Origin of the sequence: Tritonibacter aquimaris (assembly GCF_009617595.1) — a bacterium.
GTDB lineage: Bacteria > Pseudomonadota > Alphaproteobacteria > Rhodobacterales > Rhodobacteraceae > Epibacterium > Epibacterium aquimaris.
Window position 1 is genome coordinate 332287 of the sequence record NZ_WIXK01000003.1, and the last position, 20635, is coordinate 352921.

Consider the following 20635-nt stretch of genomic DNA (forward strand, 5'->3'; position numbering starts at 1 on the left):
ACAAACGGCGAAGCCCTATCCCGGGGCGTCACCTGTTCGGAGCACAGCAGATGTTGCGTTACATCCTGATCCGGCTCGCCATGGCGCTGCCCACCCTGCTGGGAATGTCCTTTGTTGCCTTCGTGATCGTCGCGCTGGCACCGGGGGATCCTGTGCTTATGGAGTTGCGCGCCCTTGGCATCGTGCCCGAACCCAAAGACGTCGCTGCGCTGCAAGCTGAGTTCGGGCTCGATAAGCCGCTGCTCCAGCGCTATATCGAATGGCTTTGGCGCGCGTTACGCCTGGAATTTGGCACCTCAGTCGCCACGGGTCGCCCGGTGATGACAGAAATCGCCCTGCATCTGCCCGCGACACTGGCGTTGGCGATCAGCGCCCTGTTTGGAGCGGTGTTGATTTCCCTGACACTTGGCGTGCTCGCGGCCACATCCAGCAAGGCCGCGGGCGTCGGATTGCGGGGCATCACCATCGTATTTGTCTCGGCGCCCTCGTTCTGGCTGGCGCTGGTTTTGATTTACGTCTTCGTATTACGCCTGGGATGGGCGCGACTGGTAGGCGACGGATCACTTGCCGACCTTGTATTGCCAGCCATAACGCTCAGCCTTGCTGCTGGGGCGGCGCTGGGGCGGATGGTCTTTGAGCGCATCCGCGCCGAGACGAGCGAAGACTATGTGCGGCTTGCGATTGCCAAAGGCGTGCATCCCGTGCGCATCCTTCTCGGCCATATCGCGCCGCGGGTGATCGGCCCGCTTGCAACCGCCTGGGCCAATGCCTTTGGCGGATTGCTGGGCGGGGCGGTGATTGTTGAAAGCATTTTTGGCTGGCCGGGGCTTGGGCAGTTGATTTTGCAGGCCATCGCACAGCGCGATTTCCCGGTCATTCAGGCCTATCTGATGTTCATGGGGCTGATCTTTTTCGCCACCAGCTTGCTGGCAGACCTCGCGGTGATCCTGTCAGACCCGCAATTGCGCCGGAGGCTATCCGATGGGTGAACGGACCCTGCGAATCCCCGCCCTGCGGCTGATCCCGCGTCGCACCAAGCCCGCGCCAAGCAAGCATCCGATCGGCCTCCTGCTCGGGACTATTCTGCTGATGGGCTTTGGCGTGCTAGCCCTGTCACCGCTATTACTTGAGCTGCCACCTCCGGACAAAATGGACCTGATGGCGCGCCTGGCGAGCCCGTCGCTGGCGCACCCGCTGGGCACTGACCACCTTGGCCGCGACCTGCTGGCCCGGCTCATCGGTGCGGTGCCGGTGACGCTGGGGGCGGCGCTGGCGACCATGGCTGCCATCCTTGCGATTTCGCTGCCCTGGGGTACGGTCGCGGCCCTTGCCGGAGGGCGCACCGACATGGTGCTGATGCGGCTGGCGGATATCATCATGGCCTTTCCTATGTTGGTGCTGGCACTGGCGATCATTGGTTTTATGGGTGCCTCGCTCGAAGCTTCGATCCTTGGTGTCGCCGCAGCCTGGTGGCCGTCAAACGCGCGACTGGTGCGTGCGCTTGTGCTCTCGGCCAGCCAGCGCGATTTCGTGCGTGCAGCCAGCCTTTGCGGCGCGTCGCGGCTGCGCGTGGTGTTGCGCCATATCCTGCCGCAGGTCGTGCCGCCGCTTGCCGTGATCACCTCGCTGGAAACCGCTTCCGTCCTGTTAGCGCTGTCATCGCTGAGCTTTCTGGGGATTGGCGCTCAGCCTCCGACGCCCGAATGGGGCGCGATGCTGAACGAAGCGCGCCCGTTCTTTGTCCAGGCGCCACATCTGCTGATCGCGCCGGGGCTAGCAGTCACGCTTGTGGTGCTGGCCTTTAACCTCATCGGCGAGGGCTTGCGCTCGCTCCTCGACAATAGGGAGCCGTACCGATGGTGAACGCCTTGGAAGTCAGTGACCTTACCGTCTGTGTCCCCGGTGCCCCGCCGCTGCTCAACGCGCTCAGCTTCACGGTTGCACCGGGCGAACGTGTCGGCCTGATTGGCGCTAGTGGCTGTGGAAAATCGCTTACTGCTGCTGCCCTCACCGGCCTACTGCGCCCACCGCTTTGTGTCTCTGGCAAAACACTCCTGATCCGTGGTCATGACGCGCTTACCGCCACACCAGCCGCATGGCGCAGCCTTCGTGGGCGCGAGATATTTCAGGTCTTCCAGAGCTCCAGCACAGCGCTGACGCCCACCCGTCGGATCCGCGCCCAGCTTGCCGAGGCTGCACGGGTCGCCGGGGTTTCAGCTCTACCCGCAATCGCCCAAGCCCTGGAGGCGGTCGCGCTTGACCCACAGGTCGCCGAGGTTTTCCCCTACCAGCTTTCTGGTGGTATGAAGCAACGGGTGCTGATCGCCATGGCCTTGATCCTGCGCCCCCGGATATTGATCGCCGATGAGCCCACCACCGGGCTCGATGTACTGACCGAACGCGAAATCCTGCGGGCCATGAACACGATGGCCGACGAATCCGGAACGGCAGTTCTGTTCATCAGCCACGACCTGCGCGCGGTTGCAAATGTTGCCCGTCGCACTTTGGTGATGGAACACGGGAAGCTGGTCGAAGACGCCCCTATCGCGGAGCTGGCGCATTCACCGGCGAACGCAGCCCGGCGCCTGGCGGAGGCAGCCTGCGCGTTGCAATCCACATGTTGACGGTGCAGGATCTGACCAAACGCTTTCAAGGGCGCGATATCCTGCGCCGAATTGACCTAAACATCGCGCCCGGAGAAGTTGTTGGGCTGATTGGCCATAGCGGTGCAGGCAAGTCGACATTGGCACGCTGCCTTGTCGGGCTGGAACATGCCGATGCGGGGACAATCATGCTCAGCGGCAGGCCGGTGGTGCCGGGGCGCGGCCGGGCGCGACAACAGATCCAGTATCTTTGGCAGGATCCGACCCAGTCGCTCAGCCCCTACCTCACAGCCCGGGGCGCGGTAATGGAGCCGCTGACCGGCTTCGCGATTGATGCAGCTGATGGCCGTCACGCCCGTGCTACCGCTCTGCTCGACGCGCTTGGCCTGCCGCATGCGCTGCACAGCCGCCACCCGCATTCCCTGTCGGGTGGGCAATGCCAACGCGTAGCCCTTGCGCGCGCTCTTGCCGCCGATCCGCAGGTTCTAATTCTTGATGAACCGCTGTCATCGCTTGACCTAGCAACTCAGGTCAACACCGTAAAATTGCTTAGACAAATCCACGCCGAAAAGGCCATCTCCACGCTGATCGTCAGCCACGACCTTGCCCCATTGCGCCAGCTTGTCAGCCGTGTTCTGGTGTTGGACAAGGCGCAAATTATCGAAGATATTCCGATGACCGGGTTCACCGAACACGCCACCCACCCTTTGTCACGAGCCTATGCTGAAACACTGTGAGCAGCATTGATCCGTTGCGCGGCGGGAAACCATCATTGTGCCTGGGCACATTTTTTGCCCCAGATAGGATTCCCGGCAATACTGGCTGAGCATTAAATAGATCAAACCGGGTAGAGGAACGTGGAAACTCCACTCCCTCAATGCCTTACCGGGTCGCCATCACACGCCCGCCGCTGACCACCCTATGCTGCACACAGAGATGGCACACAGCTTTTCGCGTCTCAGCGAGCGTCATCATTGTCACGACGACCGTTCGCATCGCATTTTCGGGCGATGGTTCGATCAGAGATGCCCTCAGGCTTCGGCCAGCTCACCTGCAGCCGCATAAGAGCCGTCTTCGCGGTGCACTTCGGTCCCGGTTACAGGCGGGTTAAAGCAGCATGCCATGATCAGCTCTTCGTCCGCGCGCAGGATGTGGCGGTCATGCTTGTCGAGCGCATACATCACGCCGGGGCGAATATGGTGGGTTTCACCGGTTGCAGTATCGGTGATAGATCCTGTGCCCTGCATACAATAGACGCTCTCGAAGTGGTTTTTGTATTCGAACGTGTGTTCCGATCCCGCCTCAAGGAAGGTGATGTGGAAGGAGAACCCCATCCCATCCTCTGCCAGCAGCATACGCACGCTGCTCCATTGCGCATCAGACACAACCCGGTTGCGCTCTGTCTCGATGATCTCGTTGAAATCGCGTACAATCATAGCCTTACTCCGCGGCAAATTTATGTGTGTTAAGCGTCGCCTGGCTTGCCTCGATCAAAATCTGCAGCCCCGCGACCAGCATCTCGTCCGGCGTGGTCAAAGGTGCGAGCACCTTAACGACTTCATCCTCAGGACCGGAGGTTTCGATGATCAGGCCGTTCTGAAACGCGCGCGCGCAGATTTCACCTGCCAAATCACCACTTCCAACACAGACACCGCGCATCATGCCACGCCCCTTGAGGTGCGCGCCGGGGATCATATCAGCAATGGTTTGCAGACCGTCCTCGACCAATTGCGCCCGGCGGGCGATGTCTTGCTGGAACGTGTCGTCGGCCCAGAATTTCTCCAGCGCAGCAGCGGCTGTGACAAAGGCGTGGTTGTTCCCGCGGAAGGTGCCATTGTGTTCGGCCGGGCCCATCACGTCATGCTCAGGCTTAACCAGAACCAGACCCATCGGCAGGCCAAAGCCCGAAATGGATTTGGCCAATGTGACGATATCGGGGGAAATGCCCATATCTTCAAACGAAAAGAACGGGCCAGTACGGCCACAACCCGCCTGCACATCATCGATGATCAAAAGCGCGCCGGCCTTCTTGGCCAGCTCTGCAATGCGGCTCAACCAGGAACGGCTTGCTACATTCAGGCCGCCTTCGCCCTGCACGGTTTCAAGGATAATTGCGGCCGGGGCATCCAATCCACTGGATCGGTCATTGAGCATGGCTTCCAGAAGATCTGCGGTATCGCCACCCCCTGCGACATAGCCATCATAAGGCATGCGCGTCACCCCGTTCAGCGCCGTGCCAGCCCCACCGCGATGGTAGCTGTTGCCGGTGGCCGCAAGGGCCCCCTGCGTGACGCCATGAAACCCATTGGTGAAGGCAATGATATTGGTGCGGCCCGTGGACTTGCGGGCAATTTTCATCGCCGCTTCAACCGCATTCGCGCCCGTAGGCCCGGTGAACATCAGCTTGTGCGCCATATTGCGCGGGGCCAGAATGTGCTTTTCGAACGAGGCTATGAATTGCGCCTTGACGTCTGTGTGCAGATCGAGCCCATGCGCAACACCGTCGGCCTGGATGTGATCGATCAAGGCAGCCTTAAGATCCGGATCGTTGTGGCCATAATTCAGCGAAGAACAACCCGCGAGAAAATCGATATAACGGCCCCCATCGTGGGAGGTCAGCTCAGAGCCGCTTGCCGAGGTGAATACGGTATCAAACCCCCGGCAATAGCTGCGGGCTTCAGATTCGCGACGCTTGAAAATGGCAACATCTGTGGGGTTCGTAGACATACGACCTCGCTTGGCTTTGGTAAAATTTGGAAAAATCGGGTTTGGCAGAACTGGCAGATGCATGTTTTAGGCCGCAAGCTCGGCTTGTGGCGCCACGGGAATTGTGACCAGATGCTCGGTCTTGTGGCGGTCCTGAAAGTGAAGGGCCTGCGTGTAATGCGCTTTGACCTCGATTTCCGCCCCTTTTAGACGCGCGAATTTGCGAAACAGAGCCCATGAGGCTTCGTTGTCGGCGGTGATCGTGGTCTGCACCCGCGTGACATCCTTGCACTGCGGACGGTTGAGAATGTTTTGAAGCATCAATGCCCCCAACCCGCGCCCGCGCGCAGCCTCGGCCACGGCGACTTGCCACACAAACAGCGTGTCGGGCTCATTTGGCATCACATAGGCAGAGATCCAGCCCGAAACCTCATCGGAGAGTTCAGCAATCACACATGTATTTGCGAAGTGATCGCACTGGAGCAGATTGCAATACATCGAGTTTTCATCAAGCGGACGGCAAGCACGGACCAGTTTCCAAACTTCGGCGCCATCTTTTGCGACTGGTTTGCGTAACGCGGGCAAGCTCGCGTGCAAAGGATGAGCGGGGTGTTGCATTTTGGTAGCTCCTTTCGCTTCGAGAGGCGAAGTATCACGGACCAACTAAAACTTCAACAGCTAAAGCTTTTTGCGACACATTGCGGCCAAATACGACATAATTTCCCGGTTTGTTGAGTGAATTCGGTGTTCTCATTGGCAAGCCGAGCCACCCTCCACTTCGTCAATCAAAGCATTTCAGGAAATTGAAGGTTTGCCCTTAAAGTGTTATGCTTTGACACCCGAAGCAATGGAGCGTGAATGGACCGCATCGACAGCAGCCTGATTGCCTTACGCCGTATCGTGCGATCGACCGAGCTTTTTGGCAAAGAAATCCGACAGATCACTGGCATCACCCCAACTCAGTTTCGGGTCTTGCAGATCATTGCAGAACGGGGGCTGACAACTGCAAAGGTGATTTCAACCCGTATGCGCGTTTCTCAGGGAACGGTCACTTCGCTGGTGGACAAACTGGTGCGCGACGGGCTGGTGGTCCGGCAAAAATCGGCCTTGGACCGGCGGCAAACCGATATTTTGCCAACCGAAGCTGGCCGCGCTGTTCTGACGGATGCGCCAGACCCGTTGCAGCAACGGTTCGTGCGTAAATTTGCGGCGATGGAAGATTGGGAGCAAGCCATGCTTGTCGCCAGCCTTGAGCGCGTGGCCACCATGCTGGATGCAGAAGATATGGATGCGTCTCCTGTGCTCGACACCGGAGAAATTCGCCCCTCGGGATAGCGGCTGTGCATAAGTTGTGCAGCGGCAAAATCAGCCTGGTGCGTCATCCAAAACACGCAACCCGATATCGCTGTCGCGAAACAAATCGGCCTGTGCCAACAGCCAGTCCTGAAATACACGCACTTTGGCCTGCGCGAAATTGGCGGGCGGGCACACAAGATAATAGCTTTTGTCTTTCAGCCGAATATCAAACGGCATGTCCAACTGTTTGTGTTCAAGATCCCGTGCCGCCGCGATCACACTGACCAAAGCAACACCATGACCATCACGCGCGGCCTGCAGGCACATATGGGCATCGCTGAAGGTCGTAATCACCGAATTGGAGGCGTCTTTCACCCCGGCGGCATGAAACCATTTTGCCCAGCTCGGGTCGATTTTTGAAAAGCCGCTCCATTCATAGTTCACCAGTGGCTGATCCAGCAGATCAGAAGGGTGCTGCAGCTGCGCGCCAAATTCTTTTGTGCACACGGGGGTGGCAAAATCATCCAGCACCCAGGCGGCATGAAAATCCTTATACCCGCCAAAGCCATAGCGGATGGCCACATCTATCCCATCGCGGGCAAAGTCAGACACGGTATCGGAACTGAGGATGCGCACGGATAATCCGGGGTATTCGCTCAGGAAATCCGGCAGGCGATGCGCCAGCCACTGACCGGCAAAAGAGGTGGTGGTACTGACGACCAGCTCACCTTTGATTTCATCAGATCCCAAAACGGTTGATGCCTCAGAAAGCTTCTGAAAGCCCTGTATCACCAGCCGCGCATAGGCGTCGCCCTCGCCGGTCAGGCGCAGTGATCGCGTCAGGCGGTGAAACAGTTTCACCCCCAGATGGTCTTCCAGCGCCTTTACCTGATGGCTGATCGCGGTGGGGGTGACACATAGTTCTTCTGCTGCCATCTTAAAGCTGAGATGGCGCGCGGCCGCTTCAAAGGCTTGCAGCGCTTTCAGCGGTGGAAGGCGATTGGAACGATCCGTGTGTGGCATGTTGGGTCCATTTTCTCCAGCTTCTTAGCAAAGCCAGACAGAAACATTAACAGAAGGTACACGGATCATTTGTCATCCGATGGCTGAGATCGCTGCATGTGACTTCGCTCCCTAGGAAACTTAGCCTGATCAGACAAACTACAGTCTTGGTTGAGGTTAACATGAAAATCCTGCGGATAGATGCAAGCGCGCGGACCAACCGATCAATTACACGCGATCTGGCAGACACATTTATTCATGAAGTTCAGACGTTGCACGGAAAAGCAGATGTCATTGTGCGCGATGTGGGACGCGCGCCGCCACCGTTTATCGACGAAGAGTGGATCGCGGCCTGTTTCACCCCCGACACGGAGCGCAGCCCGGCGCAACAGCGCAAACTGTCGATGTCAGATACGTTGATATCCGAACTGAGCGCGGCGCAGATCATCCTGATCGCGGTGCCGATGTATAACTATGGCATGCCAGCTGCGCTTAAGGCGTGGATCGACCAGGTGGTGCGGGTGAACAAGACCTTTTCATTTGACCTGTCTCGCGGTGATTGGCCGCTTGAGCCGATCCTGTCTGGAAAACAGCTTTTGGTGGTTTCATCCCGTGGGGAGTTTGGGTTTGAACCGGGTGGTGTGCGCGCAGAAATGAACAATCTCGATCCCCATATCGCGGCCTGCGCAGGCTATCTGGGGGTGTCGGACATCAAAACAGTTGCGGTTGAATATCAGGAATTTGGCGATGACCGCCACGCGGCCTCGTTGAAATCTGCAAAAGAGAAACTTGCGGTATTAGCCCGCGAAATTTGCCCGAGCCTTTTACAAGGGACAGCGTGAATTGCCGCCCGTAATGCGCGCGCTTTAACGCAACAAATCACCGCCTCATCATGAACATGGTGGGGCGATTGCAGCTTTGGCCAACTGTGGCCAAAAAGGTGGCCATCCGACCTGCCCTTGGCGGGCACGGCTTTACGCGGGGACTTGCTGGATCAACGCCGATAATTTAACTCCTAGGGATATACCTTTGACATTGCTGGACACTCCGGCAGCCAGCGCGAGAACGGACGCGACGCGAGTGAACGTTTCTGCCAGCTAAAATCCGTACACGTTGCAAAGATACCTTTTAACAATGATAGCTAAGCAGAACAGACAACCATGAAAGATCTGAAGGCAACCGCCTCATCGCAGACAACACAGGTGTGCAATGCCCTGCGCCCACTGTTCCCCGGCATTGCGCTGGCGGTTGTGATTGGCCTCGCTGCCTTGTTCTTATCAGAGCATTATGGCCCGCCTGTTATGCTTATGGCGCTGCTGATCGGCATGGTTTTTAATCCGCTGGCCGAAGAATCTGCTTCTGCGCCGGGGATCGAATTTGCCTCAAAGGGGCTGTTGCGTGCGGGTGTTGCGCTTTTGGGGGTGCGCGTCAGCATGAGCGATATCGCATCCCTTGGCGTTTGGGGATTTGGCACGATTGCGGGGCTTTTGGTGGCGACGATCCTTTTGGGGATCCTGATGTCACGCCGCGACTGGCAGCTGGGTCTGCTGGCTGGCGGCGCGGTTGGGATATGTGGTGCATCCGCCGCGCTGGCGATTTCATCTTGCTTGCCGCGTGGCCAAGCGATGCAAAAAGAGACGCTGTTCACCGTGGTTGCCGTGACCGCCATGTCGACCCTTGCAATGATTATCTACCCGATTGTGCTGGTCCGGCTGGGATTGAATGAAAGCGAAATCGCTTTTGTGCTTGGTGCTTCTATCCATGATGTTGCACAGGTTGTGGGCGCAGGGCTGACTATTTCGACAGAAACGGCTGAGCTGGCAACCTTGGTCAAAATGGTGCGCGTCAGTCTTTTGCCGGTGGTGTTGTTTGTGCTCATTCTGGTGAGTTCGACCATGAACACCACCGGCACGCGTCAGAAAATCACCCTGCCCGGCTTTTTGATCGTGTTTTTTGTGCTTGCGGTTCTGGCAAACACCGGCCTCATGCCCGAAGCTGTGGCTGATGGCGCTGTCACCGTCTCAAAAAGCTTTCTGATCGTTGCGATTTCAGCTCTTGGGGCCAAGACATCCCTGCGCAGTCTGGCAACCGCAGGCAGCCAGAATATGATCCGCATTGGCATTTTGACACTGGTGCTTTTTGCCGCTTCTGCAATCAGCGCGCATTTTCTGACAGGTCTGTCGTAACCCGGTCACTGCCGTATTGAACAATGGCTCCACACCAGCATGTCTACGTGCTGGTGTGTTTCTTTTCGCAGTCATTTCGACATCAGATCCCTACAAAAACTTCTGTTAACTGACACGCCAGCGTTACACGCACCCATCAAACATTCGAATGAATTTCAACTCGGGAGAGCGTGACTATGAAATTGCATTCGATTATCGCAGGCGCCGTCTTGGCTGCATCTGCTGCCTTCACCGCACAGGCTGAAACCTGGAAACTGGCTGTAACCGACGTGGAAGGCATGGAGCGCCTGCAGCTGGAATGGGGCCCGTTCAAAGACGCCCTGGAAAGCGCAACTGGCGATAGCTTTGAGTTCTTTGCCGTGAACTCACGCACCGCAGCGGCCGAAGCGCTGCGCGGCAAGACCGTTGATTTTGTGGTGTCTGGCCCAGCGGAATATGTTGTGATCAACAAGCTGACCAAAGCCACCCCGCTGGTGGGTCTGGGCCGTCCGGATTACCACTGCGCGATCATCGTGCGTGCCGACAGCGGCATCAACGTGCCTGCTGACCTGAAGGGTAAGAAGGTTGCATTTGGTGACATCGGCTCCACGTCCAACATGCTGTGCCCAATGCAGGTACTGGCGGACCACGGTGTTGATCCGGTCAACGATCTGGACAAAACCCACACCAGCCGCAACATCGCGTTTGAAGCGCTGAAGGCCAATGACATCGACGCGATTGGTATGAACGCGGGCAAATGGGTTGGCCTGCGCGCCAAAGAGACCGAGCTGCCCTATGGCGCCTTCAAGATCATCGCCCGCTCTGGCGATCTGCCCAATGACATGATCATGGTTGGCGCACATGTGCCGTCAGAAAATGCCGCGGCCGTTCAATCTGCGATCATCGAAAACAAAGATCTGATCATCGACGGCATCACCGCCCACGAAGAGAACGACAAATACATCGGCATGGATCTGGTTGCGATCAAAGACAGCGCCTACGACTATGTGCGCGCGATGTATTCAAACGCGGGCTACCCACAGTTCGATGCGTTCATCGGTGACTGATCTACTGACAAAATCACAGGCTGTCATAGCGCAGCCTGATGCATCCGGGGCAGTCTCTGCCCCGGTTTTGCCCGTTGATATTCGCGCAATGGCTTTGGGGAAATCCTTTGGTGGCACCCAGATCTTTGCCGATATCTCCTTTGGTCTTTCACGCGGTGAAGCCGTGGCCATTGTCGGGGCCAATGGCACCGGCAAATCCACCTTGCTGCGCTGCCTGATGGGGCTGATCCCACCCGAGCAGGGCAGTGTCACCATGCTTGGCACCGAAGTTGGCAGCGCCTCCTCGACTGAGCTGCGCGCCTTGCGGGGGCAAATCGGGCTGGTGTCGCAAAAACACAACCTCGTCTCCCGCCTTAGTGTGTTGTCAAATGTGGTGCACGGTCTGTTGGGCCAGCGTTCTGGCCCGCGCTATTGGAGCCAGAGTTTTGCGCCCGCAGCAGCCCGCGAAGCCGCAATGGATGCATTGTCCAAAGTGGGGCTGGCGCATCTGGCAAACAGACGCGCCGACCGGCTGTCGGGCGGACAATCCCAGCGCGTCGCAATTGCCCGCGCATTGGTGAGCCGTCCCAAAATACTGTTTGCCGATGAGCCCACCGCCTCGCTTGATCCGGCGGCAGGAGATGATGTGATGGAGCTTTTCTTTTCGCTGGCGCGCGAAGAAGGGGTCACCGTTGTCTTTATCTCTCATCATATCGAACACGCGCTGACCTATGGCGACCGGGTGATTGGCCTGTCTGCAGGACGGCTCAGTCTGGATGCGCGCGCAGACCATCTCAGCGCCACCGAATTGCGAGGGCTTTATGACTAGCCTCCCTGTACCGAACCGGTTTGAACGCCCCTCAGCATTTGCCTTTCTTGGCTATGCAGCGGCGATTGTGATCATCCTTTGGGCCTTTGCAGGCTCGGGGGTTTCCATTGACAAAATAACCTCTTCCCCGCCGAGGTTTATCGATTTCATTGATCGTGCCTTCCCGCCAAACACCGATCCAAAGGTGCTGACCCGACTGGGATGGAAGATGCTTGAAACCCTGCAGATCGCCTTTGCCGGGGCCGTGATCGGCGTGATCCTGTCTTTGCCGATCTCGCTTTTGGCAGCGCGCGGGCTGATCGCAGGTGCCTGGGTCAACCAGATCGTGCGCACAAGCCTTGGTTTTGTGCGCGCAGTCCCTGACATTGCCTGGGCGCTGGTTTTTGTGGTGGCGGTTGGGCTTGGCCCCTTTGCTGGCATGCTGGCGATCGCGGTCGACACCATCGGTTTTTGCGGCCGGTTTTTCGCTGATGACATGGAAGCGGTGGAAAAAGGTCCGGCCGAAAGCCTTACTGCGACAGGCGCAAACCAACTGGATGTTGTGGCCTGCGCCACCATTCCCGCCGCCTCGCCTGCCTTTATTTCAACCGGGCTGTTTGCGCTGGAAAAAGCCGTGCGCTCTTCCACCATTCTGGGCCTTGTGGGCGCAGGTGGGATCGGCATCGAACTCAAGGTCGGCTTTGACCTTTTTGACTACCCCACCGCGATGACTGTCATCTTGATGATAGCTGTTGTGGTTATCGGGATTGAACAACTCAGCGGCTGGGTCCGCAGCCGCATTATCGGAGAACAAAGATGAAGTCCGACACCGCCGACGCCCATTGGAATAAGGAATGGGCCAATATTCAGGATGGCAGCAAATGGCTGACACCTGAGCTTGATGTGCAAAACTGGGCCAAAGGGCTGACGCCGGGCGCGCGCATCCTTGATCTTGGTGCTGGTGTTGGACGCCACGCGCTCTGGCTGGCGCATAACGGGTTTGAGGTCACAGCTCTTGATGCGGCCCCCGAAGGGCTGAAAGAGATCGAGAAGGCCGGAGGCGTCAAAACCGTGCTCGCGCGCATGGATCAGCTGCCGTTTGACGACCAAAGCTTTGATCACGTGCTGAGCTGGAATGTGATCTACCACGGTGATGACACCCTGCTGCAGCGCACCATTGCGGAAATTCACCGCATCACCAAACCGGGTGGCAGCTATCTTGGCACCATGTTGTCAAACCGCCGCCTGCCCCATGAGCTGGCGCGCTATGAAGGGCGCGAAATCAGCCGCAACACCTGGGTGTTTGATGCCCCAGACACCGATAAAATCCACCCGCATTATTTCTGCAATGCACAGGATCTTCTGGCGCTGTTTCAGGGGTTTGAAGTGTCATGGCTGGAAGACCGCGAACATGAAAAGCCCGGCTCCTGGCACTGGCATTTGCTTATGGAACGTTTGGACATGGAGCAGCAGCAATGACATTCACCTTTGAAGGCGCGCGGGTGTTTCTGGCGGATCAGATCGTAGAAACCACTGTCACTGTAAATAATGGGGAAATTGCCGAGATCGGCGGCCCGGTTCAGGGGGAGCGGGTTGATGCAGCCGGGCTGATCCTTGCACCTGCGTTGATCGATGTGCATGGGGACGCATTTGAGCGCCAGCTGATGCCGCGCCCTGGTGTGTTTTTTCCAACCCCTGCGGCGGTCATCGACACCGATCGCCAGCTGGCCTCCAACGGTATTGCGACGGCCTATCACGCCATCACCCTTGGCTGGGAGCCGGGGTTGCGTGATGTGGCGCGCGGGCGTGAGCTCATGCAGGCGATGCAGGATCTTGCCCCCCGTCTGTTGGTGGAAAACCGGGTGCAGCTGCGCTGGGAAACCTTTGCCTTTGAAGCGCTGGATGTGATCGACTGGGCGCTGAAGGCCCCGCTGACGCCTTCGCTGGCGTTTAACGATCACACCTCGATGACCATGCGCGCCTATGACGTGCCAATTCAGGAACGCGCCTTTGAGCTGAGCCCTGATTTCTCCATCGCATCGCTTGATGATGAGCGGATGAAAAAACGCACCGCCTCCAAGGCGCATCGCGCGGGCCTCAGCGAAGACGCCTATATCAAGCTTTTGGGTGAGGTATGGGAACGTCGTGACCAGCTGCCCAAGGTGATTGCCGAGGTCGCCGCCAAGGCCCACACCGCCGGTGCGCCCATGCTCAGCCATGATGACACCCGCGCTGAAACCCGCAGCTATTTCCGCAACCTTGGCGCCAAAGTGGCTGAATTCCCCATGGTTATTGAGGCCGCAGAAGCGGCGCGCAACAATGGCGATCTGATTATCTTTGGCTCGCCCAATGCTGCGCGCGGTGGCAGCCATATTGGATCGCTTGGGGCCGGTGATATGGTTGAAGCGGGTCTGTGTGATGCGCTGGCGTCAGACTATTTCTACCCGGCGATGCTGGCGGCGGTTGCGCGCCTTGATCAGGAAAAACGTGCGGATCGGCTCAAGCTTTGGTCGCTGGTGTCCGAAGGCCCTGCCCGCGCTATGGGGCTGGATGATCGCGGTGTGATCGCAACCGGCAAACGCGCTGATCTGGTGCTGGTCGACTGGCCCGAGGGACAAGCCCCGGCAATCCGCGGCACCTGGGTATCGGGCCGCGCAGCCTATCGTGGCCAGCCTGCGGGCTAGCGTGCGCATTGATCGTAACTATTGGCCTGCCGTGGGCCTCGGGCTGAGCCAGATTATGGGCTATGGCACCTTGATGTATGCCTATGCGGTGCTGCTGCCGCATATGGCAGAGGATCTGGGGCTTTCGCTGTCGGATGTGTTTGGCATCCTGTCTCTGGGGCTGTTCTTTGGCGGGCTGATGTCGCCTGTTGCGGGCAAGCTGGTTGACCGTTTTGGCGGGCGCTGGGTGATGGGAGCAGGCTCCGTTGTTGCGGGGCTTGCGCTGATCGCGCTCAGCTTTGTCAAAACCCGATATGGCCTGTTTGCTGCGATCCTGCTGGCAGAAGGCGCTGGCATGTTTGTGCTTTATAACGTGGCCTTTGCCAGCGTGGCGCGTCTACCGCTCAAGATACCCGCGCAGCGATCCATCTCGATAATTACCCTCTTTGGGGGGATCGCCTCTACGATTTTTTGGCCGCTTACACTGGCGCTGTTCAACCGGTTGGGCTGGGAAACGACCTGGGTTGTGCTTGGAATTGCCTATCTGCTGGTCTGTGTCCCGCTGCATTTCACTGTCTTGCGCGGCGGCGAAACGCAGCCGCACGCGCCAGAAGACAACAACAGCAACCATTGGCCCGAAGTGTCAGGACCAGCCCGCCGCCGCGCCATGTTCTGGATGGTGGCGTCTTTTGTGATTTCGGGGTTTCTGGCAGGTGCCGTCATGACGCTTTGGGTGACCAATGTGCAAGACCTTGGCCACACCGCCGCCATGGCTGCGCTGGCAGGGGCGGTGATTGGACCGTTCAAAACCGTTGGCCGGTTCTTTGAGATGCTGATCAGCCGCAATATGTACCCGCTGATGACCTACATGCTGGCGCTTTGGTTGATGATGTCGGGGTTTGCAACTCTGCTTCTTGTTGGCTTTACCATCCCCGGCATTTTATTGGCCGCGGCGCTATATGGCATGGGCGACGGTATCAAAACCATCACGCGCGGCACGCTGCCCTTGGCCCTGTTTGGTGCCAAAGGATATGGCGCAAGGCTTGGCTGGATCGCCTTTGCCAGCATGAGCGTCAATGCAGCCAGCCCATTTGCCTTTGCGTGGATCACCCAATCCTTTGGCGGCTGGTGGAGTTTTACCATCATGGCCACGGTTCTGGCCGCTGCTGTGTTCACCTCATTTTTCATCCCGGATCCTAGGAGAGTTCCAAATGCCACCTCTGAAAATCGGGGCCTGCCTGAAGGCCTCTGAAATCGCCCAACATCGTGCCTGGCTGTTTGATGCTGAGCGCGACATCGAAATTCAGGATTTCGTCAGCCACGCTGGGCTGACCAGTGAATTCGATGAACGGATCAGTGCTGCCTGTGTTGCGCTGGAAGGCCATCGCGGTCGTGTGGGCATTCACGGCCCCTTTGAAGGGCTCAATATCGACAACAAAGACCCGGAACTGCGCCCGTTGATCACCGCGCGTTTTCTCAAGGCGCTGGAGGCGGCTGACCGCATTGGTGCGCGCCAGATGGTGATGCATTCCCCCTATACGCGCTGGTATGCGGCCAACCTGTGGAACTGGCCCGGCTATGACGAGGCGCTGCTGGAGCGTGTGCATGACATTATGACACCTGTGGTCAAACAGGCCGAAACACTGGGGATCACGCTGGTCATTGAAAACATTCTTGATGTGGATCCGCGCCACCGCCGGGAAATGGTGGACAGCTTCGGCTCTGACGCGATCAAACTGTCTATCGACACGGGACACGCCCATCTGGCCCGTCGCATGTCCGATGCCCCGCCGGTGGATTACTTTGTGCGTGATGCAGGCGCGCAGCTGGCCCATGTGCATCTGCAGGATCTGGACGGCCACGCGGATCGCCACTGGGCACCCGGTGACGGCGAAATCCATTGGGATGCAGTGTTTAGCGCGCTGACAGATTGTACCAGCGCGCCGCATCTTGTGCTCGAGCTGCGCGACAAGGGTGATATTCCCAAGGGCTTTGACTACCTGCAATCTCGTGGGCTGGTAGAATAGTCAGAAACGCCCTCAGCGGTATTTTTCGATAAAGGCGTCGATATCGAGGGCACGAATATCTGGCAGCGCGGCTTTATAACGGTCGCGCGGCCAATCCCAGACCGCGATTTCCTGCAATGCCTCGGCCTGTGCCGGGCTAAAGCGGCGCTTGATCTCGCGCGCAGGCACCCCACCTACAACCGTGTAGGGATCCACATCGCGGGTCACCACTGCACCTGCACCAATGACAGCGCCGGTGCCAATGTTCACACCTGCGGTCACCGTCACCCCATGGCCAATCCAGACGTCATGGCCGATGTTCACCCAATTGTCCTTGCGCCATTCAAAGAAGTCATGATCGTCTTCGCCCAGCCCATAAGCCTCGGCGCGGTAGACGGAATGATGCTGCACCGCCCGCCAGGTCGGGTGATTGCCCGGATTGATGCGGGTTGCATTGGCGATGGAACAGAATTTGCCAATTGTGGTCCAGACCACATGGCAGTTCTGGGTGATATAGGAGTAATCCCCCATCTGGCTTGCCTTCATCACCGTGCCTTTGCCAACCTCAGTCCAGATCCCGAGGGCGCAGTCACTGACCTGCGCCTCCGGGTGGATTGTGGGTGTCTCGCTCAGGTGGTTTTTTGATCCAGCTCCGCTCATGGGGAATACTCCTGGTTCTTGTGGTGTTTTGCGCTGCGGATCACTTGGCCAGATCGGCCTTGCCAATCAGCCGCGTCCGGATCAGCCCCGATAGGAAATCGATGAGATACACCATGGCAACGATCATAAAGATCATCGTCCAGGCCTGATCCCAATGGTAGGTGCTGATGCGATCCGACAGCAAAAACCCAATGCCCCCGGCCCCAACGATGCCCAAAATCGTGCCTGAGCGCACATTGGATTCAAAGTTATAAAGCAGCACTGACAGATGCACCGGCAAGACCTGCGGCATGATCGCGAAATAGATCGACTGCAGCCGGGATCCGCCCGAGGCAACAACCCCTTCGACCGGTTTTTTCGACGTGTTTTCCAGCGCCTCGGAAAACAGTTTGGCAAAGGTGCCAATTTCGCTCACCGCAATGGCAAGAATGCCGGGCAGCGGCCCCAAGCCAAAGGCGCGGATGAAAATCAACGCAAGGATCAGTGTTTCAAAGGCCCGGATCACATCATAGAAACGGCGCGATCCCTGACGCAGCCAGAACAGGCGGTTGATGTTCTTTGCGCCTAGAAACGACAGTGGAAACGCCACGATCGCACCCAGCAATGTGCCCATAAAGGCCATGGCGATGGTTTCGCCCAATGCTGTCAGGATCTCGGCCCATTCGGCCCAAGTGCTCCAGAGGTAGGGTGGGAACATAAAGCTCAGCACGCGCCCAAGACGACCAAGCCCCAGCCAGATCCGCTCTGGAGAAAAGTTGAAATCATACAGGCACCAGCAAAACAGCGCGACTATTCCAACCCAAAGGGCAATCTTACGGGCCCGGCGCAAGGGCGTTTCGCGAAAAGCGCGCGGATGTGCAGCCATTGCTGCCTGGATTTCGGCCTCAGACGGGGTCATGTTGCGGGTCCTTTTTCCAGGCCAATAATACGGTGGCGCAGTTTTTCTGAGCCGTAGTCAATTGCAATGACGGTCACAAAGATGATCAGAAACAGCGCGGAAAGATCGGTGTATTCCTGCAAGGACAGCGCCTCGCGGATTTCCTGGCCAAGGCCACCCGCGCCCACGTAACCAATGATCGAAGAAGAGCGCACGTTGATTTCAAAGCGCAGCAGCGTGTAGCTGATGATATTGGGCAGCACCTGCGGCACCGCGCCATAGCGGATCTGATCAAACCAGGTACCACCGGCGGCTTTGACCCCTTCCAGCGGGCGCATATCGATGTTTTCGTTAACTTCGAAATAGAGCTTTCCCAGCGCGCCAGTTGAATGCAAGCTCACCGCCAGAACACCGGCCATCGGGCCAACCGAGAAGCAGAACACAAACATCAGCGCCCAAACCAGATCCGGCACCGTGCGGGCGATTTCCAGGTAGCGGCGGCAGATCCACATGATCCAAGGCGTTGGTGCCAGATTGCGTGCCGCCGGGAAGGAGAGCAAAAACCCTCCTACAACACCCAATGCGGTTGCCATAAAGGCGATCAATACGGTTTCAAACCACAGGTTGAGCCAAATTTTCCAGCGCCAGAACCATTCGCCAAGGTCATGGCCCAGGCTGTCCCAGCTGAGATTTGGAATGGTTTTGGAGACAAATTCTCCCAGGCGCGGCACCCCTGCGGGAATGACCCAGCGCCAATCGCGCGAGCCATCCGGCAAAGTCACCTGGGTGATCTTGAAAAAGTCACCCAGCCAGGCTGAGAAGGAAAACAGGATCAGGAAAATCACGCTTGCCACCAGCCAGGTCAATCGGCTGCGGTTGCGGCGACGGGCGTAGTCCAGCTCAAACTGATCAAGCGGCCGCAACGGTGGTGTGGTGACGGATACGTCGGTGAGTGCTGTCATCAATCACAGGCCCCAGCAAAAGAATAACCCCCGGCCAATTGTCAGCCGGGGGTCTTTGAACGGTATTAGGAAGAGCGACGCTGTTTCTTCAGCCAGGCGCGCATGTCCACGATCCACTGATAGCGCTCGTGGTCAACTTCGATCCAGCCAACCTGCGGGTTCGGCGTGCCTTCAACTTCGCCGATCATCTGCTTGAACGCTTCCGGGTCTTTTTCCGGGATCGTCATAACCAGCTCTTTCATGGCGTCTTTCAGCTCCTGCGGGATGTTTGCGCGGGCTGTGAACGGACCAGAGGTGATTTCTGGGCTCTGCCAGATCGGGCAGATCTGACCTTCTTCGATCATGCCTTTTTCGATCATACGCTGCCAGCGACCATCGGTGGCATTGTTCTGCCAGGTTGCCGCCGCGTCAAAGGTGCCCTGAACAACACCAGCAACACCTGCTTCGTGCGAGCCAGAGAACGGGATCGCGGAGAAATAGGTTTTGGGGTCAACCTCTTTGGCGATGTTGAAATACGGCACCGCGTAGCCAGAGGTGGAATCCGGGTCGGCAAAGGCAACAACCTTGTCTTTCAGATCGGTGATTTTCTCATAGCCGTCTTCGCAGCGTGTCACCAGAACCGAATAATAGCCGGTGGAGCCATCTTTGCGCAGGCGAGACACCAGTGGTTCAACCTTGCCGTCGGTGCCAGTGTAGGCCGCAGCATAAGAAGACGAGCCAAAGAACGCGAATTCGATCTGATCGGCACCGATTGCCTGGATCACACCATCATAGTTGCCCGCGGTGAAGATCTCGACGTCCACACCCAGTTCACGCTCGAGATATTTCTCAAACGGGGTGTAGCGCACGATACGGTCTTTTTCGTTTTCACCGGACAGGATACCAAATTTGATAACCTGATAGTCCTGTTTCCAGTCTGCTGCGACAGCTGCAGTTGCTGTCAAAGCGACCAATGCGGTGGTTGCCAGAAGTTTCATTGTCAAATCCCTCTCATGGGTGCGATGGAGTGGTTTCAACGCCTATCAGGCGGGTACAGAAGCCACAGATTGGGTGGAAGTTACGGCCTCGTTGAATTCACGAAGACCTTCGGTGCCATAGATGTCGCGCACCACATCATTGGTGAGCTGCGCGGCAGAGCCATCAAAGAACACGCGCCCGTTGCGCATGGCGATAATGCGATCGCAGTAGGCGCGTGCGGTATCAAGCGTGTGCAGGTTCACGAGAACGGTCAGCCCGTCTTCGGTGTTGATCTGTTTCAGACTGTCCATCACCAATGTCGCATTGGCCGGATCGAGCGATGCGATCGGCTCATCCGCCAGCATGATCTTGGGCTGCTGCACCAGTGCCTTGGCAATGGCCACGCGCTGCTGCTGCCCGCCGGACAGGGTGCCCGCGCGCTGCAACGCCTGCGGTACCAGATCCAGACGATCCAGCGCCTGCAGGGCCATGGTGCGTTCCGCATCGGTGAATTGCATCGCCATTGAGCTGAGAAAGCCGTGCTCTGCCAGACGCCCAATCAGGACATTGGTCAAAACATCCAGGCGATCCACCAGATTGAACTGCTGAAAAATCATCGCGCAATCGCGCCGCCAATCACGCAGCGCCTTGCCGCGCAATTGGGTGATGTCGACACCATCAAACGAAATCGACCCCATAGTGGGGTCGATCAAACGATTGATAAGGCGCAGCATTGTGGATTTACCGGCGCCAGAGCGGCCGATAACACCAACAAACTGCCCGGGTGCAATATCAATGGAAACGGAATCTACGGCGCGGGTCTCGCCGTAGATCTTGGATACGTCCGAAAGGGTAAGTGTTGCTGGCATGAGATTCATCCGAAT

General features: G+C 57.8%; 23 protein-coding genes. 14 read left to right on the forward strand and 9 right to left on the reverse strand.

From position 1 onward, the window contains the following. Window positions 1-50 precede the first annotated feature (50 nt). From GG681_RS07625 to GG681_RS07640, 4 genes are all read left to right on the forward strand, one after another. Window positions 51-989 carry an ABC transporter permease gene (locus GG681_RS07625; protein WP_153546729.1) on the forward strand — a complete coding sequence of 313 codons (939 nt, stop codon included), beginning with the start codon at window positions 51-53 and terminating at the stop codon, window positions 987-989. Window positions 990-1089: 100 nt separating this feature from the next. Next, the gene (locus GG681_RS07630) at window positions 1090-1863 is read left to right on the forward strand and encodes an ABC transporter permease (protein WP_194287157.1); all 774 of its coding nucleotides are present in this window, start codon (window positions 1090-1092) and stop codon (window positions 1861-1863) included. After that, a complete protein-coding gene (locus GG681_RS07635) occupies window positions 1857-2624 on the forward strand; it encodes an ATP-binding cassette domain-containing protein (RefSeq protein WP_153546733.1) in 768 nt (255 codons plus the stop codon). The genes GG681_RS07630 and GG681_RS07635 overlap by 7 nt, the downstream gene beginning before the upstream one ends. Then, window positions 2618-3340: an ABC transporter ATP-binding protein gene (locus GG681_RS07640; protein WP_153546734.1), complete on the forward strand. Its 723-nt coding sequence runs from the start codon at window positions 2618-2620 to the stop codon at window positions 3338-3340. The genes GG681_RS07635 and GG681_RS07640 overlap by 7 nt, the downstream gene beginning before the upstream one ends. Before the next feature lie 294 nt (window positions 3341-3634). Here the strand turns inward: GG681_RS07640 and GG681_RS07645 are convergent, their stop codons facing one another. The 3 genes from GG681_RS07645 to ectA form a co-directional block, all read right to left on the reverse strand. Continuing rightward, complete coding sequence (locus GG681_RS07645) at window positions 3635-4039, reverse strand: ectoine synthase (RefSeq protein ID WP_153546736.1); 405 nt, start codon at window positions 4037-4039, stop codon at window positions 3635-3637. 4 nt (window positions 4040-4043) lie between these two features. Then, entirely contained in the window at window positions 4044-5330 is a 1287-nt protein-coding gene (ectB, locus tag GG681_RS07650) for a diaminobutyrate--2-oxoglutarate transaminase (RefSeq protein WP_153546738.1), read from the reverse strand. 66 nt (window positions 5331-5396) lie between these two features. Further along, a complete protein-coding gene (gene ectA, locus GG681_RS07655; RefSeq protein WP_153546740.1) occupies window positions 5397-5927 on the reverse strand; it encodes a diaminobutyrate acetyltransferase in 531 nt (176 codons plus the stop codon). A 240-nt stretch (window positions 5928-6167) separates the two neighbouring features. Here ectA and GG681_RS07660 point away from each other — a divergent pair, with 240 nt between their 5' ends. Then, window positions 6168-6644 carry a MarR family winged helix-turn-helix transcriptional regulator gene (locus tag GG681_RS07660; RefSeq protein ID WP_153546742.1) on the forward strand — a complete coding sequence of 159 codons (477 nt, stop codon included), beginning with the start codon at window positions 6168-6170 and terminating at the stop codon, window positions 6642-6644. 30 nt (window positions 6645-6674) lie between these two features. Here the strand turns inward: GG681_RS07660 and gcvA are convergent, their stop codons facing one another. Continuing rightward, complete coding sequence (gene gcvA, locus GG681_RS07665) at window positions 6675-7628, reverse strand: transcriptional regulator GcvA (RefSeq protein ID WP_153546744.1); 954 nt, start codon at window positions 7626-7628, stop codon at window positions 6675-6677. Window positions 7629-7789: 161 nt separating this feature from the next. Here gcvA and GG681_RS07670 point away from each other — a divergent pair, with 161 nt between their 5' ends. The 9 genes from GG681_RS07670 to GG681_RS07710 all read left to right on the forward strand — a co-directional run bounded on the left by GG681_RS07670 (window position 7790) and on the right by GG681_RS07710 (window position 16316). Further along, window positions 7790-8449, forward strand: a complete 660-nt coding sequence (locus GG681_RS07670; RefSeq protein ID WP_153546746.1) for an FMN-dependent NADH-azoreductase — start codon at window positions 7790-7792, stop codon at window positions 8447-8449. 318 nt (window positions 8450-8767) lie between these two features. Beyond that, entirely contained in the window at window positions 8768-9793 is a 1026-nt protein-coding gene (locus GG681_RS07675) for a YeiH family protein (protein WP_153546748.1), read from the forward strand. Between the two features lie 176 nt (window positions 9794-9969). Continuing rightward, window positions 9970-10839: a phosphate/phosphite/phosphonate ABC transporter substrate-binding protein gene (locus GG681_RS07680; protein WP_153546750.1), complete on the forward strand. Its 870-nt coding sequence runs from the start codon at window positions 9970-9972 to the stop codon at window positions 10837-10839. Further along, window positions 10832-11647, forward strand: coding sequence for a phosphonate ABC transporter ATP-binding protein (locus tag GG681_RS07685; RefSeq protein WP_328593304.1), 816 nt, complete (start codon window positions 10832-10834; stop codon window positions 11645-11647). The genes GG681_RS07680 and GG681_RS07685 overlap by 8 nt, the downstream gene beginning before the upstream one ends. Further along, the gene (gene phnE / locus GG681_RS07690; RefSeq protein ID WP_153546754.1) at window positions 11640-12446 is read left to right on the forward strand and encodes a phosphonate ABC transporter, permease protein PhnE; all 807 of its coding nucleotides are present in this window, start codon (window positions 11640-11642) and stop codon (window positions 12444-12446) included. The genes GG681_RS07685 and phnE (GG681_RS07690) overlap by 8 nt, the downstream gene beginning before the upstream one ends. Further along, on the forward strand, window positions 12443-13105 hold the full coding sequence (locus GG681_RS07695) for a class I SAM-dependent methyltransferase (RefSeq protein ID WP_153546756.1): 663 nt from the start codon (window positions 12443-12445) through the stop codon (window positions 13103-13105). Before phnE (GG681_RS07690) ends, GG681_RS07695 begins: the two co-directional genes overlap by 4 nt. Further along, window positions 13102-14310, forward strand: a complete 1209-nt coding sequence (locus tag GG681_RS07700; RefSeq protein ID WP_153546758.1) for an alpha-D-ribose 1-methylphosphonate 5-triphosphate diphosphatase — start codon at window positions 13102-13104, stop codon at window positions 14308-14310. Before GG681_RS07695 ends, GG681_RS07700 begins: the two co-directional genes overlap by 4 nt. A 1-nt stretch (window position 14311) precedes the next feature. Beyond that, complete coding sequence (locus GG681_RS07705; RefSeq protein WP_153546760.1) at window positions 14312-15541, forward strand: MFS transporter; 1230 nt, start codon at window positions 14312-14314, stop codon at window positions 15539-15541. Next, window positions 15501-16316: a sugar phosphate isomerase/epimerase family protein gene (locus GG681_RS07710; RefSeq protein ID WP_153546762.1), complete on the forward strand. Its 816-nt coding sequence runs from the start codon at window positions 15501-15503 to the stop codon at window positions 16314-16316. Before GG681_RS07705 ends, GG681_RS07710 begins: the two co-directional genes overlap by 41 nt. Before the next feature lie 12 nt (window positions 16317-16328). Here GG681_RS07710 and GG681_RS07715 read toward each other — a convergent pair whose 3' ends face one another. The 5 genes from GG681_RS07715 to phnC form a co-directional block, all read right to left on the reverse strand. After that, window positions 16329-16955 carry an LbetaH domain-containing protein gene (locus GG681_RS07715; RefSeq protein WP_153546764.1) on the reverse strand — a complete coding sequence of 209 codons (627 nt, stop codon included), beginning with the start codon at window positions 16953-16955 and terminating at the stop codon, window positions 16329-16331. 40 nt (window positions 16956-16995) lie between these two features. Then, entirely contained in the window at window positions 16996-17853 is an 858-nt protein-coding gene (phnE, locus tag GG681_RS07720; protein WP_153546766.1) for a phosphonate ABC transporter, permease protein PhnE, read from the reverse strand. Continuing rightward, a complete protein-coding gene (gene phnE, locus GG681_RS07725; RefSeq protein WP_153546768.1) occupies window positions 17850-18794 on the reverse strand; it encodes a phosphonate ABC transporter, permease protein PhnE in 945 nt (314 codons plus the stop codon). Before phnE (GG681_RS07725) ends, phnE (GG681_RS07720) begins: the two co-directional genes overlap by 4 nt. Before the next feature lie 65 nt (window positions 18795-18859). Continuing rightward, window positions 18860-19771: a phosphonate ABC transporter substrate-binding protein gene (gene phnD / locus GG681_RS07730; RefSeq protein WP_153546770.1), complete on the reverse strand. Its 912-nt coding sequence runs from the start codon at window positions 19769-19771 to the stop codon at window positions 18860-18862. Window positions 19772-19816: 45 nt separating this feature from the next. Next, window positions 19817-20620, reverse strand: coding sequence for a phosphonate ABC transporter ATP-binding protein (gene phnC / locus GG681_RS07735; protein WP_153546772.1), 804 nt, complete (start codon window positions 20618-20620; stop codon window positions 19817-19819). Window positions 20621-20635: the final 15 nt, after the last annotated feature.